Origin of the sequence: Achromobacter sp. B7 (genome assembly GCF_003600685.1) — a bacterium.
Lineage (GTDB): Bacteria > Pseudomonadota > Gammaproteobacteria > Burkholderiales > Burkholderiaceae_B > Achromobacter > Achromobacter spanius_B.
In genome coordinates, this window is record NZ_CP032084.1 from 5,380,918 (window position 1) to 5,395,415 (window position 14,498).

The 14,498-nt window shown below is 63.8% G+C and carries 14 protein-coding genes; 9 read left to right on the top strand and 5 right to left on the bottom strand.

The genetic code is table 11. The features are described 5' to 3' along the window. Nucleotides 1-32: 32 nt before the first annotated feature. The 3 genes from DVB37_RS24295 to DVB37_RS24305 form a co-directional block, all read right to left on the bottom strand. Nucleotides 33-770 carry a sulfurtransferase gene (locus DVB37_RS24295; protein ID WP_120157004.1) on the bottom strand — a complete coding sequence of 246 codons (738 nt, stop codon included), beginning with the start codon at nucleotides 768-770 and terminating at the stop codon, nucleotides 33-35. Between the two features lie 114 nt (nucleotides 771-884). Next, a complete protein-coding gene (locus DVB37_RS24300) occupies nucleotides 885-1,682 on the bottom strand; it encodes an META and DUF4377 domain-containing protein (protein ID WP_120157005.1) in 798 nt (265 codons plus the stop codon). Between the two features lie 102 nt (nucleotides 1,683-1,784). Further along, the gene (locus tag DVB37_RS24305) at nucleotides 1,785-2,315 is read right to left on the bottom strand and encodes an META domain-containing protein (RefSeq protein WP_046805114.1); all 531 of its coding nucleotides are present in this window, start codon (nucleotides 2,313-2,315) and stop codon (nucleotides 1,785-1,787) included. 304 nt (nucleotides 2,316-2,619) lie between these two features. Between DVB37_RS24305 and DVB37_RS24310 the strand changes: the two genes are divergently transcribed. After that, the gene (locus DVB37_RS24310) at nucleotides 2,620-3,786 is read left to right on the top strand and encodes an acyltransferase (RefSeq protein ID WP_046805115.1); all 1,167 of its coding nucleotides are present in this window, start codon (nucleotides 2,620-2,622) and stop codon (nucleotides 3,784-3,786) included. Here the strand turns inward: DVB37_RS24310 and DVB37_RS24315 are convergent. Continuing rightward, the gene (locus DVB37_RS24315; RefSeq protein WP_052946027.1) at nucleotides 3,767-4,117 is read right to left on the bottom strand and encodes a helix-turn-helix domain-containing protein; all 351 of its coding nucleotides are present in this window, start codon (nucleotides 4,115-4,117) and stop codon (nucleotides 3,767-3,769) included. The two genes, DVB37_RS24310 and DVB37_RS24315, sit on opposite strands and share 20 nt — an antisense overlap. Before the next feature lie 659 nt (nucleotides 4,118-4,776). On the opposite strand from DVB37_RS24315, the gene DVB37_RS24320 reads away from it, so the two are divergent. Together DVB37_RS24320 and kch are read left to right on the top strand one after the other, a co-directional pair. Beyond that, nucleotides 4,777-5,589: a winged helix-turn-helix domain-containing protein gene (locus DVB37_RS24320; RefSeq protein WP_120157006.1), complete on the top strand. Its 813-nt coding sequence runs from the start codon at nucleotides 4,777-4,779 to the stop codon at nucleotides 5,587-5,589. A gap of 439 nt (nucleotides 5,590-6,028) precedes the next feature. Further along, nucleotides 6,029-7,240: a voltage-gated potassium channel protein gene (kch, locus tag DVB37_RS24325; RefSeq protein WP_120157007.1), complete on the top strand. Its 1,212-nt coding sequence runs from the start codon at nucleotides 6,029-6,031 to the stop codon at nucleotides 7,238-7,240. Nucleotides 7,241-7,243: 3 nt separating this feature from the next. On the opposite strand, the gene DVB37_RS24330 is transcribed toward kch, so the two are convergent. Next, nucleotides 7,244-8,863, bottom strand: coding sequence for a cyclic diguanylate phosphodiesterase (locus DVB37_RS24330; protein WP_319308419.1), 1,620 nt, complete (start codon nucleotides 8,861-8,863; stop codon nucleotides 7,244-7,246). Between the two features lie 262 nt (nucleotides 8,864-9,125). Here DVB37_RS24330 and DVB37_RS24335 point away from each other — a divergent pair, with 262 nt between their 5' ends. From DVB37_RS24335 to DVB37_RS24360, 6 genes are all read left to right on the top strand, one after another. Further along, nucleotides 9,126-9,593, top strand: a complete 468-nt coding sequence (locus tag DVB37_RS24335) for a hypothetical protein (RefSeq protein ID WP_314355539.1) — start codon at nucleotides 9,126-9,128, stop codon at nucleotides 9,591-9,593. Further along, nucleotides 9,583-10,329: an acetoacetyl-CoA reductase gene (gene phbB, locus DVB37_RS24340; protein WP_120157008.1), complete on the top strand. Its 747-nt coding sequence runs from the start codon at nucleotides 9,583-9,585 to the stop codon at nucleotides 10,327-10,329. The genes DVB37_RS24335 and phbB overlap by 11 nt, the downstream gene beginning before the upstream one ends. A 376-nt stretch (nucleotides 10,330-10,705) precedes the next feature. Further along, complete coding sequence (locus DVB37_RS24345; protein WP_046805119.1) at nucleotides 10,706-11,821, top strand: ABC transporter substrate-binding protein; 1,116 nt, start codon at nucleotides 10,706-10,708, stop codon at nucleotides 11,819-11,821. Nucleotides 11,822-11,902: 81 nt separating this feature from the next. Continuing rightward, entirely contained in the window at nucleotides 11,903-12,796 is an 894-nt protein-coding gene (locus DVB37_RS24350) for a branched-chain amino acid ABC transporter permease (RefSeq protein WP_046805120.1), read from the top strand. Further along, nucleotides 12,789-13,676, top strand: a complete 888-nt coding sequence (locus DVB37_RS24355; protein ID WP_046805121.1) for a branched-chain amino acid ABC transporter permease — start codon at nucleotides 12,789-12,791, stop codon at nucleotides 13,674-13,676. Before DVB37_RS24350 ends, DVB37_RS24355 begins: the two co-directional genes overlap by 8 nt. Next, the gene (locus DVB37_RS24360; protein WP_104141904.1) at nucleotides 13,673-14,491 is read left to right on the top strand and encodes an ABC transporter ATP-binding protein; all 819 of its coding nucleotides are present in this window, start codon (nucleotides 13,673-13,675) and stop codon (nucleotides 14,489-14,491) included. The genes DVB37_RS24355 and DVB37_RS24360 overlap by 4 nt, the downstream gene beginning before the upstream one ends. Nucleotides 14,492-14,498 lie beyond the last annotated feature (7 nt).

Consider the following 14,498-nt stretch of genomic DNA (forward strand, 5'->3'; position numbering starts at 1 on the left):
GGCTTTTCTTTGGCAGACGGCCCGGGCCAGGGCTACGGCTGGGTGGGCGCCAGCTCCGGGTCCAGCGAATGGCGTTCGTCGAAGACGAAGCATTTGCCGTCATACCCGACGCCGCCGGTTTCCTCGAAATACTTCAGGATGCCGCCGTCCAGCTGATACACGTTGGGAATGCCCGCCTCGTTCATGTAAATGGCGGCTTTTTCGCAGCGGATGCCGCCCGTGCAGAAGCTGACCACCGTCTTGCCTTCCAGTTCGGCGCGGTGCGCCTGTACGGCGGCCGGAAACTGCGTGAAGCGTTCGATGCGCCAATCGATGGCGTTCTTGAACGTGCCTTCATCGACTTCAAAGGCGTTGCGCGTGTCCAGCATGACGACAGGGCGGCCGGCATCGTCGGCGCCCTGCTCAAGCCAGCGCGCCAGCGTCTTGGCGTCCACCCCCGGCGCACGGCCCGCTTCAGGGCGGATGGTGGGGTGGTCCATGCGAATGATTTCGCGCTTGATCTTGACCAGCAGCTTGCGAAACGGCACGCCTTCGCTATGGCTGAATTTCACTTCCAGGTCTGCAAAGCGCGCATCGGCGCGCAGCGTTTGCAGGAAGGTGTCGATGCCCTGGGAGGAACCCGCCAGGAACAGGTTGATGCCTTCTTCGGCCAGCAGGATGGTGCCCTTGAGCCCGCAGTCGCCAGCCACGGTCAGCAGGTGGGCGCGCAGGTCGGGCAGGAGATCCAGCGAAACGAATTTGTAGGCGGCGATATTGACGACGGCAGTCATGGCAAAGCAATGCAAAGCGGTGGGCGAAGCCCGTAATAGTAAACGCTGGGCGGATCGCCCCGCAGGCGCGAGCGCCGGGCAGGCCACGCCGCCCAGCGCCCGGCTTGATCCGTATCAACGGCTGACGATTTCCTGCTCGATCACCGCGTCCAACACCCAGCGCACAGTTGAAGCGCCCGGCGGCGGGTTCGGGTCGGTCACTTCAACCACGCGCAGCCGGTAACGGATGCCCGGCTGAAACTGAAAGCCCGTGATGTCGCCATACCAGCACTGCCACGGCTGCGAGGCGCTGTCGCGCACCTGATAGCACAGCGCGCGACCGGCGCCCCCGTTGCAGGGCACGCGCTCGGCATTCACATAGACCAGCTTGGTCGGCCCGGCTTGCCCGCCCGCCACCGGGTCCACGCGGCGCCCAAAGTCCAGCGTATCGCCGCTGGCAAGCACCCACGTCATGCGCTGCGGGTTGTTGGTGTTGTCCAGCGACGTCGCGGTGATGCGCGTCAGGCCGGCCAGGAAGTCCTGCTCAAGCTGCATGTTCTGCGGCGCGCACGCCATCATCGTGGCGACCGGATTCGCTTGCACGATCAGCTGGCCGTTAGCCACGGTATAGGGCGCGTTGTATTGGTTGCAACCCGCAAAGCCCGATACCCGCGGCGCACCTTGCACATGGACGAAGCTGACAGTCAGGGGACGCGAATTCGACGAGGGATGCGGAATCGTCCGCAAGCCGCCGCCCGGCAAGGTCCAGCGCGCCAGGTCCCAGCTGGTCTGGGCCAGGATGTCGGAGGCGGAAGCGGGTTGGAAGCGGCGGTCTTGCCCATCGGCGGCGCGATGGGACGGGCCGGCGCAAGCGGCCAGGGCAACGGATAGCGCGCATGGCGCCAGCCAGCGCAGGATAGCGGTAAAGGGCATGGGCGGTCTCCGCACGTGAGCACGTCAGCAGGTCAGCAAGTCGGGCCGCGCCACGGCGCGATGCCGGGCGCGGAAAGGCGACATTATCGCGCTGCCAAGGGCTTACGGCGTGGGCGGGTCCTGACGGCGTTCAAATTCCAGCACGTCGCCGCCGCGCAAGTTGAACGTCAGGTGCCGGGGCGCGCCACCGCTGTCCAACGTGAAGGTGTCGATGGCGGTCAGGCCGCGCAGGTAGTCGGCTTCAAGCTTGGCGCGTTCGGGCGGCACGCAGGCCATGCGCGTGGTGGCCGGGGCGTCGATAAACAACTTGCCGCTTTGCAGCTTGTACGACCCCATATAGCGGTTGCAGCCGGAAAAGCCGTTGACGCGGTACTGCTTGCCTTGCGCCAGAAAGGTCAGCTGCACGGGCTCGCCATTGTCACCGTGGGGGATGTCGCGCTGGGCGCCGCCCGTCTGGGTCCAGCGCACCAGTTCCCAACTTGTCTGGGCCAGGGAATCTGCACTGGTGGCGGCATTGGCCGCGGCGGCGCCTTGCGGGCGCGCGCCTCCGGTGGACCCCGCGCAACCCGCCAATGCCAGGGTCAGCAGGCTCAGGCACAGCAGCCGGCAACGCGAAGACAGAGGGGTAGGCATGAATAGGTCTCCTAAAGGTTTCATAGCCCCGACTGTAACCGGCACAGGCCTGTAACGTCCTGCTCTCTAAACCCTACAGCCGTATCCAAAAGCAGCACGATGGCCCGATTCCATCACGCCGAAGATGCAGGGTGCTGCATCGAATGCCGCATGGCGGCGCCTGTGTCCGACGCGCAGAATCATTCCAGACCACGCATCTGGCCACCCTGGCAGCACAGGGCAAACAAGCCGATCGCAACGTAACGAACGACGCATGCGTCGGCCGCTTCTGGCCGGCCATAAAAGATTACCGGGAGACACGGCGATGGGCTTCTTGAGAACTCTACTGGCGCTATCAGTGGTGCTGGACCACCTGGGCGGCGGCTACGCCGATCACCTTGTCGGCGGGCGGCTGGCGGTGCAACTGTTCTATGTGATTTCGGGCTTTCTGATTTCATATGTGCTGACCGCCACGGACAACTACCAGGGCGCCACGGGCAAGTTCTACGCCAATCGTTTCCTGCGCCTGTTCCCCATCTATCTGACGGTGGCGGGCCTGACCCTGCTGGCGCATGTTTTAAGCGGCGGCGCGTTCTTCCGCTTCTATGCAGCCCTGCCCTTCTCGGCCGATCTTTTCCTGGTGCTGTCCAACCTGTTCATCTTCGGACAGGACTGGTTGATGTTCTTCGGCATTGAACATTCGGCGCTGGCATTCACGGGCAGCTTCGCCAATAGCGAAGTGCCGCTCTACCAGGGACTGCTGGTGCCGCAGGCCTGGACGCTCGGTGTCGAAATGAGCTTCTACCTGGTCGCGCCTTTTGTATTGGGATCGCCGCGCAGATTGTTGGCCCTGCTTGCCGCATCGTTGGCGCTGCGCGGCGTCTTGATCGTGACCGGCGTCGGCGTGACGGATCCCTGGACCTATCGGTTCTTTCCCACCGAACTGGCGTTGTTCCTGATCGGTTCGCTATCGCACCAGGTACTGCTGCCGCGCTTCAAGGCCTGGACGCGCCGGTTTCACCGGCTGCCTGAAGCGGGCACCGTGGCGCTGTTCATCTACACGCTGCTGCACTTTTCCATCGGCATCAATCCGACGGTGCGTGATGGGTTGGCGGTGCTGCTGTTTGCCGCGCTGTTGCCGCTGGCTTTTCTGTTCCAGTCGCGCCACCGCCTGGACAAGGCCATCGGAGAACTCAGCTACCCGATCTATATCTGTCATTCGCTGGTGATCCTGTTCTTCAGCTGGTTGCTCAACGACGTTGAAATGCACCAGCCCATGTTGTTCGCGGCATTGGTGATCGCGGGTTGCATCGGGTTTTCGGCGCTATTGAACGGCTTGGTGGCGGACCCCGTGGAACGCTTGCGCAGCCGCCTGCGCCGCAAGCCGCAGCCGGGCGAATTCATGCCCGCGCCGGACCCGCATCGCCGCCCGCAAAGCGCGGTGCCGCCCAGCCCGGCTCAACCCATGGGGCCTATTCGCCGCGTGCCTTGATGTAGGCGGCAAGCACGAGTTCGATCTGCCGCTTTTCCTGCGAGCTCAAGCGTGAATAGGTGGCGTAGGACACCGATTCGAAGGGCCAGGCCGGTGGGGCCGGCAGGTCGCCGGGATTGGCGCTGGCCACGGTCGGCTCGGCATAGCCGGAGCTAAGCATCGGCCCTTCTCCGGTACTGAGCCACATCGGGCTGACCCGCAGGGCGCGGGTCAATTTGATAAGCGCGTCGCTGGAGGGCTGCTGGCGCTGCCCGCTTTCGTAGTTGCCGATAGCGCTTTGCGACAGGTTGCTTGCGACCGCCAAGTCCTTTTGAGTCCATCCCTGAAGCATTCTTGCGTTGCGCAGACGATGGCTAAACGTGTCCAATCGATCGACCTGAGACATTAATATGAAATTATTTATTTGATTAAAACATCTCAACACTGGCGCCAAATAAACGGATTGCGCCCCAATTTCAGGGTTAATCCGTAAATCGCAATATTCGCGTGCTTGCGTGCCGCGTGAGCCGCGGCGGCACGGCTTTATCGAGCCGGTCACACCTGCGAAAACCCAAGCCGGCCAGCCACTTACCCCAATAATCCGGCGCGCGCGGAAAGGGTAGTCGCACCGGGGTACAACCCGCAAGCCCGACGTTAAAGCCGCCCGAGTTTGTGAGCAATACCGTATGCAAAATAGAAAATAATGTATCGGTAATACTTAATAACCCGCAGAGGCAAGGGTGCAAAGTCCGAGGCGGCGCAGTGCTTTCCGTTACCGTTCCCTCACGCCACGGTTACCATCGGAAACTACAGAAACGTATCTTCACAAAAAAACACGCCCGTGTTTAAATGAAACACGGGCGTGACTTCAAGGCGGCATAGTCCCCGCCGCCGGTGGCCAGCATCAGACAGGAAGCCGGCCGAAGCCCGTGCCCACATTCAAAAAAACACCGCCAGACGGTCTCGTCATGGCGCGACGCTCCGTGCCGCGCCGGCTCATTGGAAGCATCAATGAATAACACGCTGGATGTCATTTTCCTTGGCAATGACGATGCCAAGCACGCCAGGCTTGTGGATGCCTTGTCTCATCTGGGTTTCTGCGTACGCCGTTGCCATGACCTGATCGACGTCTACGACCGCTATTCCCGCCGCCCCAGTCCGCTGGTCGTGCTGGACGCGCCGCTTTCCGATATCCACAACGCCGCCGTACGCTTGCGCGCGGTCGACCGGGGCCTGGGCATTGTCGCCATCGCCGCCTTTGCCGACGCCGAAAGCCGGATCCGCACGCTGCTGTGCGGTGCGGACGCCTGCCTGCCTCCGGATGTGACGGGGCTGGAATTGGCCGCGGCATTGCAGGCGCTGGTGCGCCGTGCGGTGGGGCTTGACGGCATGGAAGCCTCGGCGGACACGCACGCCGAAGAACCGGCCCAGGAAACCTGGCGCCTGGCCAACAAGGGGTGGACACTGATCAGCCCCGCCGGCCGCACACTGGGGCTGACCACTGGCGAACGCGATTTTCTATCCCGGCTGGTGACGGCGCCCGATCGCAAGATCAGCCGTGACGCGTTCTACGCCGACGGGGCCGACGATGCAGACAGCGGCATCACGCGCCGGCGCTTCGTCGACGTCATGATCAGCCGCTTGCGGCGCAAGGCCACCGCCAACCAGATGACATTGCCGATCCGGGCTGTGCACGGCTGGGGCTATATGTTCGCGGCGGATATCGCGCTGGACCCGGACTATCGAGCTTCAGGGGAGGACAGCCGGCAGGACGGGCTGGAAGAATGGGGCCGCGAAACCGAAGACGCCGGCGCGGCAAACTGATCTGGGTGCAAAGCCCATGGCGCGTTCAGATTGAACGGGCGAAAAAAACGCGGCGCTGCCCCCGAGAGGTAAGACGCCGCGCTAAAACAACACGTGAACCCGGAGTCATCAGCCGGCACTGATGCCTTCTACCTGGATCACGCGATTCCAACATTCGTGCCTCATACTGCTCACGCACGGTCCGACCGTGAACTTCTGCGCGGTCTCTAGTCCGCGCACAAGCTGCAACGTGATCAACGCCTGGGTGCTGGCCGGCCCCGACTACTGGCTGACTTCCACCCGTATCAGCGGTTTTCCACTTGGATAGCCGCGTGATGAACGAAGTTTATGACTTGGCACCCGAATCCAGTAATTCTTTGTTGATAGCCTTCTATACCTATTTGATATAGCAGAGCCCTTTGAGTCATCGTCCTAAAATGCGGACTAAAGGACAGGTCCAATGCCGCTAACCTCTGTGTCGCTGATGCGCCTGCACAAGAAAGTGCTGGCGGTGTTTCCCCCCAACTGGTGCCTGGCCATCCTGGTTGCGCTGGACGGCTACGCATTCATGCACCCCGTGTTGCGCGAAGTGCGCGCGCGCGAATATTCGTTCTGGCTGGCGCTGGACAATTGGCATGAAGTGATGCGCGTGGTGGGCCTGTTGGAAATCCCGCGCCTGGTGCTGGGTGTGGGGCTACAGGTGATTGCCATCGGCCTGATCTTGAAGGCGCGCATCGCCTGGGCGTTCTCGCTGGTGCTGCTGATCGGCATCGGCACCTTCGCGATCCTTGGCGACAGCGGCCGCGCGGGGCTGGGCATCTACACGATGGTGCTGGTGATTGCGCTGGTGGTGTATTGGCGCCGCTTTGACCGCGCAAGCGTGACGGCGGGTTCGCTGTTCGCGCTGGTCAGCGTGATGTCCCTGTTGATCTACGCCGTCTTCGGCACCCTCTACCTGGGCGAAGAATTCAACCCGCCGGTCAAGGACGCGGGCACCGCGTTCTACTTTTCCATCGTGTCGATGTCGACCGTGGGCTATGGCGACATCACGCCGCACAGCACCACCGCCAGGCTGTTTACCGCGTCGATTATCATCCTGGGCATTACCGTGTTCGCCACGTCCATCAGCGCCATCGCCGGCCCGGTGATCGGCGGCAACTTGAAACGGCTGGTCAAAGGCAAGTTTTCAACCGCCATGAGAAAAAACCACATCATCATCGCGGGCGCGACGCCGCTGGCGCTTAGCGTCTACGCCGGATTGCGCCGGCGCGGCGACGAAGTCACGGTAATCGTGCCGCCCGGCATGCCGCATGAATACCCCGCCGCCACCGATTTGATCGAAGGCGACCCGTCCAGCGTAGACGTGTTGCACAACGCCGGCGTGACGCGTGCGCGCTATGTGCTGGCGCTGCGCGACGACGACGCCGAAAACGCGTTCATCGTGCTGGCCGCCAAAGAGGCCACGGCGCAGGGCGGCGCCAAGACCGTGGCGCTGGTCAACACCAGCAAGCATCTGGAAAAGATGCGGCGCGTGCATCCGGACCTGGTGTTCTCGGTGCAACTGCTGGGCGCCGAGTTGCTGGCGCGTGCCATCAACGGCGAACCGATGGACGGCCAGGCCATCACCGACTTGTTCTTCGCCAAGGCCGAACCGCAGGCCAAGGCGCCCTGATCGCTACGCCGCCGTCGCGCCCGGCGGCGTAGCTTGCGCCAGCGCGCCCGTCGTCGCGCCACCCGACGATGGCGGCACCGCGCCTGGCGGCGAGTGCTTTGCGTACCAGGGGATGAATTCGGCCGACGGCATCGGCCGCGCAAACAAATAGCCCTGGATGAACGCCACGCCGCGCGCCGTCAGGTAGTCAAACTGGACCTGCGTTTCAACGCCCTCGGCCACCACCGCCAGATTCAGCCGGTGCGACAACGTGATGATCACGTCCAGCACCGGCGCCTCTTCACCGGTCGGCAAAATGGACTGCACAAAGCCCTTGTCGATCTTCAGGTAGTCCACCGGAAACTTCTGCAAGTACGACAGCGAACAATGCCCCGTGCCGAAATCGTCGATCGCCACGCGCACGCCCGCCGCCCGCAACGCCTCGATGTTGCGGCGCGCCTGGCCGCTGTCCTGAATCAGGCTGCGCTCGGTAATTTCCAGCACCAGCAGCGGCCGCCGCGCGGCCACGTTGGCCAGAAACGCCTGCATGTCGGGCACCAGCAGGTTGCTGGACAGATGCTCGGGCGCGATGTTCACGCCGATGTGAAAGTCAGGCGGCGTGCGCCACGTTTGCAAATCGCGTTCGATCAGCCGTAGCAGGTGCTGGGTCAAGGCAATGATCATGCCCTCGGCTTCGGCGGCCGCAATGAAGATGTCCGGCCGCACGAACCCCACGCCGGGCCGGTTCCATCGCATCAGCGCTTCCACGCCTTCGCACTGCCCGGTCAGCTGTCCATACACCGGTTGGTAATGCACCTGGAATTCATTGGCCAGCATGGCGCGGCGCAACTGCTCTTTGAATGACAGGCGGTTCAGTTGCAGGCGATACGCCGCAAACGCCAGGCCCGCGCCAATCAACAAGGTGGCGGGCAGGTAGCTCAGCAACAGCTGCTTCCAGGCGTGCATCATGCTTGCCGTGGGTGCCCTCACGTTGATTGCCAACGCGACCCGCCCGTTGTTGCGCGTGATTTCGTCGTACACAGGCTGGATGCCGGCGTCGTCGTCGCTCCAGGAATCGCTGTGTATGGGCGCGCCCTTGCCCACAATCAGTTCAATGCGATAGTCGCCCAACGTGCCCACGGCGTTCAGCAGGTCCAGCACGTAGCGGCCGTCCAGCGCGACGGCGCCGCTAAAGCCCGGGGCGCCCGGCTTGCCTAGCAGAATTGCCGGGCGGTCCGGCGCCAGCGGCGTGCCCGCCACCGAAAACAGCCAGCGGTCGGGCGTGCCGTCGATGGGCCATTTGCGGAAATCGCCCAATTCGGAATCGACTTCGCCGACGATCGAAGAACAATAAATGTGGCGATCGTTGGCCAGCACCAAGGCGCGGAAATACGGGTTGAGCGTGCCCCAGCGACGCAGTTGCGGCAGCACCTGGGCACAGGGCTGCGGCGTCAGCTCGGCCACCTGATCCAGCACCGGCCACGCCTGCGCAAGCATGTTCTCGATTTGCACGCGCACGATCTGCGCGGCGGCTTCGGCTTCGGTCCTTTGCTGCTTTTTGGCGTGGATCCAAGTCCCCGCCAGGCACAGCAGCGCGGGTAGCACCAACGCCAGCGCCACCGGCAGGTACCGCCAGGACGGCACGCGAACCGTTATTCCCGATGTGGCCACAACTGCCTCGCTGAATAGTCCGTGCAGCCCAAGTGCCGCTTCGACGCATGACACACCATGGCCGAGGTAACGTCAAGTTACTTTGCAGGCACAAAAGCGCGGCGCGCACGGGCTGGCATTGCGGGGGGACGCTGGGCTATTGTTGACCCACGCCGTGCGCTAGGCGCAGCCGCCCTGACCCAGACGGCTTCCAGGACTGATTCGTTGCCCCTTACCACTACGACAAGGACGGATGATGAAGAAACCTACTGCCTCCATGCCCCAGGGAATTGCCGGCGCCAACGCCGCCTATTACCAACGACTGACCCAACTTGCCCAGGAAAGCCAGCAGCGCTGGATGGAACTGGGCCGCCGGCTGGCCGACCAACACACAAACAACACGCTGTCCACGCTAAGCCCGCTGCAACACACCGGCGACTGGCAATCCATTGCACCCGCGCTGGGCGAGATGACGCGCAAGCAATGGCAGGCGCAATTGGAAGCCAGCCAGGCCATCACCCACGCCGCGCTGCAAGAGCAGGCCGCGTTGACGGCCGGGCTGGGCGAAGCCATGAGCGGCTGGTTCAAGCTGGCCACCGGCGGCGGCATCGCGCCCGCGCCCTTCCCCATGACGCAGATCTGGACGGCGATGTCGGACCAGATGGCCGCCGCGTGCGCCGCCATGCGCGATGCCAACCAGCCCGGAGATCGCCATGACGGATAAACGCACCGCGCTGGTGACGGGTGGCTCGGGCGGCCTGGGCCGCGCCATCGCGCTGGCGCTGCACGATGCCGGCCACGACGTCATCGCCACCTACCACTCGAACGAAGGCGCCGCGCACGCCTGGGCCGAAGAGGAAGCCTCGCGCGGACGCCGCTTCGCGCTGTACTCCGTGGACGTGGGCGACTACGCGTCATGCCAGACGCTGATGCGCCGGCTCGACCACGACGGGCGCATTATCGACATCCTGGTCAACAACGCCGGCATCACGCGCGATGCGCGCTTGCGAAAAATGAGCCTGGAATTTTGGAACGAGGTCATGCACAGCAACCTGGATTCCATGTTCCACATGACCCAGCCGCTATGTGGCGGCATGGCGGACCGCGGATGGGGCCGCATCGTGAACATTTCGTCCGTCAACGGCAGCAAGGGCGCGTTTGGCCAGACGAACTACGCGGCGTCCAAGGCGGGCATCCATGGCTTCACCAAGGCGCTGGCGCTGGAGCTGGCCGGCAAGGGCGTCACCGTCAACACCGTATCGCCGGGCTATCTGGACACGCGCATGGTGCAGGCGGTGCCCGAAGATGTGCTGAAGGAAAAGATCCTGCCGCAGATCCCGGTCGGCCGCTTGGGCCAACCCGAAGAAGTGGCGGCGCTGGTGGCGTTTCTGTGCGGCCCGCACGCAGGATTCATGACCGGGGCCAACGTCGCCATCAACGGCGGCCAGCATATGTGCTGAAGTACTGACCGTAGTACTGAAGTCCTGACCGTAACGCGGCCACGCTGACCGGCCGGCCCTCGTTTCTCACGCAACAACATCGCGCCCGCCGACGGCTCCGTCGGCGGGCGCGATGCGTTGCGGCATATCGACACGCGGTGCAACCCGGTGGATAAAACGGTGTTTGAAACATCAGGTAACGGGTTAACCCCATATTGTTGAGACGCGAGCCGCCTCGTATATTTGCATCCACTTGAGCAGGATTGGATGCAATTTCCACTTTTGGTATCCACATCTGCCCTCGTTTCGCGCCTTGGGTAATGCCCAGGGCCACCACACACCGCCGGCCCCTTCGCGCATCAGACGCGAACCCGGCACGCTTCGAGGGGAAACCACCATGCAATTGTTCGTCCGCCCGTTGCTGGGCGCCACCTGCCTGATGTTGTCGCTGGCCGGCGCCGGCGCCCACGCACAGGAAACCGTAAAGATGGGCGCCGTGCTGTCGTTGACCGGCGCCAACGCCACTGTGGGCGAGGACGTGCGCCGCGCCGTGGACCTGGCCGTGGAAAAGGTCAATGCCGACGGCGGCGTGATGGGCAAGAAATTTGCCGTGGTGGTCGAGGATTCGGGCGGCAACCCCACCACTGCGTTGAACGCCGCGCGCAAGCTGGTCAGCGTCGACAAGGTGCCGGTCGTCATCGGCGAATACTCGTCGGGCATTTCCATTCCGCTGGGCCAGTACCTTGTCAAGGAAGGCGTGACGCACATCAACATCGCCAGCACCAGCGTCAAGATCCGCGACCTGGGCGCCACGTCGTTCAACCTGATCGGCCTGGAAGACAAAGGCAACCGCTTTTCCGCCAAGGACACCTGGGATCAGGGCTACCGCAACGTGGCCATCATTGCGCCCAACAACGCCTACGGCCAAGGCGTGGCGCACGGCTACAAGGAAGAGTTCGAAAAGCTGGGCGGCAAGATCGTGACCGAAGTGCTGTACACCGCTGGCCAGTCCACCTACCGCCGCGAATTGCAGCAGATGTCGCGCAGCAACCCGGACGCCTACATCTACACCGCCTACGGCCAGGAATCGGCCGTGATCAACCGCGAGGCCTTTGAACTGGGCCTGCGCAAGACGCCGTGGTACGGCATCTTGCTGAGCATGTGCCTGAGCGACACGCCGGCCGACATCGCGCAAGGCCAGATCGGCATGGAAGTGGGATCGGTGCTGGGCCCCAAGGGCCGCGAATACGCCGAAGCCTTCAAGGCCCGCTACAAGGACGGCTTCAAGACGTCCTACACCGGCTACGCCTATGACGCGGTGCTGTTGACGGCCGCCGCCATGAACCTGGCCAAGTCCACCGCCCCCGCCGACGTGCAGGCCGCCCTGACCCAACTGGGCCAGAAGGGCTATGAAGGCGTCACCGGCTTCATCAAGTTCGACAGCGACCGCCAGCGCGTGGACCCGCCCTACGCCAAGCTCAAATCCGACCAAGGCAAGATCGTCGCACGTTGATGGGCCCGGGCCGGCGGCTGCCACGCAGCCCCGGCCTTGTCTTCAGGCGTTTTCTTTTTTGCTGTCTTACGAGTCAACAAGATGATCCAGATTCTCGTCGACACGCTGCTACGCTGCTCGGACCTGGCGCTGATCGCGCTGGGCCTGAGCATGGTGTATGGGCTGGTCAAATTTCCAAACATCGCGCACGTGCAATACGCCATGCTGGGCGCCTACGCGACCTATGCGTGCAGCGTGCTCGGCCTGCCCCTGCCCCTGGCGCTACTGGCCGCAAGCCTGCTGACCGGGGCGCTGGCGCTGGTGTTTCACCTGCTAGTGTTTCGTCGGTTGCTGCGCGCGGGTCCGGCCATCACCATGATCGGTTCGCTGGCGCTGTCCATGTTGCTGATCGCTTTTTGCCAGGGCGTCGCGGGTTCGTTCCCGCTGATGTTCAAGCTGCCGCTGGCCACGCCAATACGCCTGGGTGACGCCAGCGTCACCGTCATGCAGATTGCCGCCGTATCCACCACGGCGGTACTGCTTGCGGCCTTTGCGCTGCTGCTTTTCACTACGCGCACCGGTCGCGCCATGCGCGCGCTGTCCTGCAACCCTGCCCTGGCCGACGCCAGCGGGTTGAACGCCTCGCGCATTACCTGCCAGGTGGCGTTCGCCAGCGGCGCGCTGGCAGGTCTGGGTGGTGGGCTGCTGGCCCTGTCCACGGGCGCGCACATCAACCTGGGTTCGGATCTGTTGTTGCCGGTGTTCGCCGCCGCCATCCTGGGCGGCCTGGGCAACCCACTGGGCGCGGTCGCTGGCGCATTCCTGATCGCCTTCACCGAAACGCTGGTGACTAACCTGAACTTCGGCTGGCTCTACAACAAGCCGGTGGCCTTCCTGCCGGTGGCGTACATCAGCGCGGCATCGTTCCTGATCCTGTTGCTGGCGCTGCTGTTCAAGCCCTACGGCCTGTTCGATCGCGAGGTGCGCCGTGTTTGATTTCCTGATTTCATCGCTGACCTTCGGCGCGATCTTTGCCTTGATGGCGCTGGGCCTGAACCTGCAAGCCGGCTTGGCGGGCTTGCTGAATTTTGGCCACATCGCGTTCGCGGGCATCGGCGCATACGGCACCGGCATCGCCGTGCATATCGGCTGGCACCCGGGCCTGGGCGCCGCTGCCGGCGTTGCGGTGGCCATGGCGCTGGGCTGGTGCGTTGCACGCTTGGGCAAGCAGCTGGCCGCCGATTATTGGGGCATAGCCACCCTGGCCATCGCCGAGATCATCCGCACCGTCGCCACCAACGAACTGTGGCTGACCAATGGCGCGCAAGGCATCAGCGGCATCCCCGCGTTGTTCGGCGGCCTGGACGGCAAGAGCGGCGCGCTGGCATTCCTGGGCCTGGTGCTGGTGTTGACGGCCGCCGCCGCCGTGCTGTTGCGCCGTCTGGCCTACAGCCGCTTCGGGCGCGCGCTGCGCGTGATGCGCGAAGAACCCAAGCTGGCGGCCTGCATGGGCTATGACCTGATGCGGCTGAAATCGCGGGCGGTAATGGCCGGCGCGGCAGTGACCGCGCTGGCGGGCTCGCTGTACGCGCACTACATGAGCTTTGTCGGCCCCGATTATCTGCTTGCCTCCGAGACATTCCTGTTGTGGACCATGCTGATGATCGGCGGCATCGGCAACGTATCGGGCGTACTGCTGGGCGTGGTGCTGGTGCAGACCGCCTACACGCTGGTGCCCTTCGCCAAGGACGCGTTCGGCTTCGGCTCCGACGTGGCCGGCGCGCTGCGGTTGGGCTTGATCGGCTTCATTCTGTTGGGATGCCTGTTGTGGCGCAGCGAAGGGCTGCTGCCGGAAAAGATGAGGAAGATGCCATGACCACCCCTTATGCATTGCAAGTCGATTCGGTGGCCAAGGCGTTTGGCGGCAACCGCGTGCTCGAGAAGGTCGGCTTTTCGATCCGACCAGGCGAAATCGTCGGGCTGCTCGGCCCGAACGGATCGGGCAAAAGCACCTTGCTGAACACCATCACCGGCTTTGAATCCATCGACGCCGGCACCGTGCGGTTCGAAGGCCGGCGCATCGACTCCTTGAACGCGCACCGCATTGTGCAGGCCGGCATCGCCCGCACTTTCCAGCTGCCGTCGATGCCACGCAAGATGTCCGTGGCCGAGGTCGCCATGGCGGCGTCGACCGAGCATCACGGCGTGTGGGAAAACCTGTTCGGCTCGCGCGCGGCGGGGCTGGCCGAGACACGCGCGCGGGCGCGTGCCGGCGCGTTGATGGACCAATTGCTGCTGACGCCGGTGCGCGATTTGTCGGCAGCGGCGATCTCGGGCGGGCAAAAGAAATTGCTGGGCATCGTCTGCGCGCTGATGGCGCAGCCGCGCATGCTGATGCTGGACGAGCCCACGGCCGGCGTGCACCCAAACCTGCGCAGCGACATTGTCCGTGCGTTGCAGCGCCTGAATGATGGAGGTATGACGATTGTGATTGTTGAGCACGACATGCATTTCATCCGCGAAGTCTGCCATCGCTGCATCGTGCTGGACCGTGGCCACATCGTGGCCGATTGCCGGCCGGATGAACTGGCGTCCAATGAACGGGTGTTGCAGGCGTATCTGGGCGGCGCGGCGGCCAAGCCCGCCGGCGGCGCCACCGCCACGCCGGTACTGCGCATGGGAGCTGCCTGATGAGCGA

Excerpts from the sequence above, each read along its gene's own strand:
- DVB37_RS24295 (WP_120157004.1), bottom strand. The coding sequence starts at position 770 with ATGACTGCCGTCGTCAATATCGCCGCCTACAAATTCGTTTCGCTGGAT.
- DVB37_RS24300 (WP_120157005.1), bottom strand. The coding sequence starts at position 1,682 with ATGCCCTTTACCGCTATCCTGCGCTGGCTGGCGCCATGCGCGCTATCC.
- DVB37_RS24305 (WP_046805114.1), bottom strand. The coding sequence starts at position 2,315 with ATGCCTACCCCTCTGTCTTCGCGTTGCCGGCTGCTGTGCCTGAGCCTG.
- DVB37_RS24310 (WP_046805115.1), top strand. The coding sequence starts at position 2,620 with ATGGGCTTCTTGAGAACTCTACTGGCGCTATCAGTGGTGCTGGACCAC.
- DVB37_RS24315 (WP_052946027.1), bottom strand. The coding sequence starts at position 4,117 with ATGCTTCAGGGATGGACTCAAAAGGACTTGGCGGTCGCAAGCAACCTG.
- DVB37_RS24320 (WP_120157006.1), top strand. The coding sequence starts at position 4,777 with ATGAATAACACGCTGGATGTCATTTTCCTTGGCAATGACGATGCCAAG.
- kch (WP_120157007.1), top strand. The coding sequence starts at position 6,029 with ATGCCGCTAACCTCTGTGTCGCTGATGCGCCTGCACAAGAAAGTGCTG.
- DVB37_RS24335 (WP_314355539.1), top strand. The coding sequence starts at position 9,126 with ATGAAGAAACCTACTGCCTCCATGCCCCAGGGAATTGCCGGCGCCAAC.
- phbB (WP_120157008.1), top strand. The coding sequence starts at position 9,583 with ATGACGGATAAACGCACCGCGCTGGTGACGGGTGGCTCGGGCGGCCTG.
- DVB37_RS24345 (WP_046805119.1), top strand. The coding sequence starts at position 10,706 with ATGCAATTGTTCGTCCGCCCGTTGCTGGGCGCCACCTGCCTGATGTTG.
- DVB37_RS24350 (WP_046805120.1), top strand. The coding sequence starts at position 11,903 with ATGATCCAGATTCTCGTCGACACGCTGCTACGCTGCTCGGACCTGGCG.
- DVB37_RS24360 (WP_104141904.1), top strand. The coding sequence starts at position 13,673 with ATGACCACCCCTTATGCATTGCAAGTCGATTCGGTGGCCAAGGCGTTT.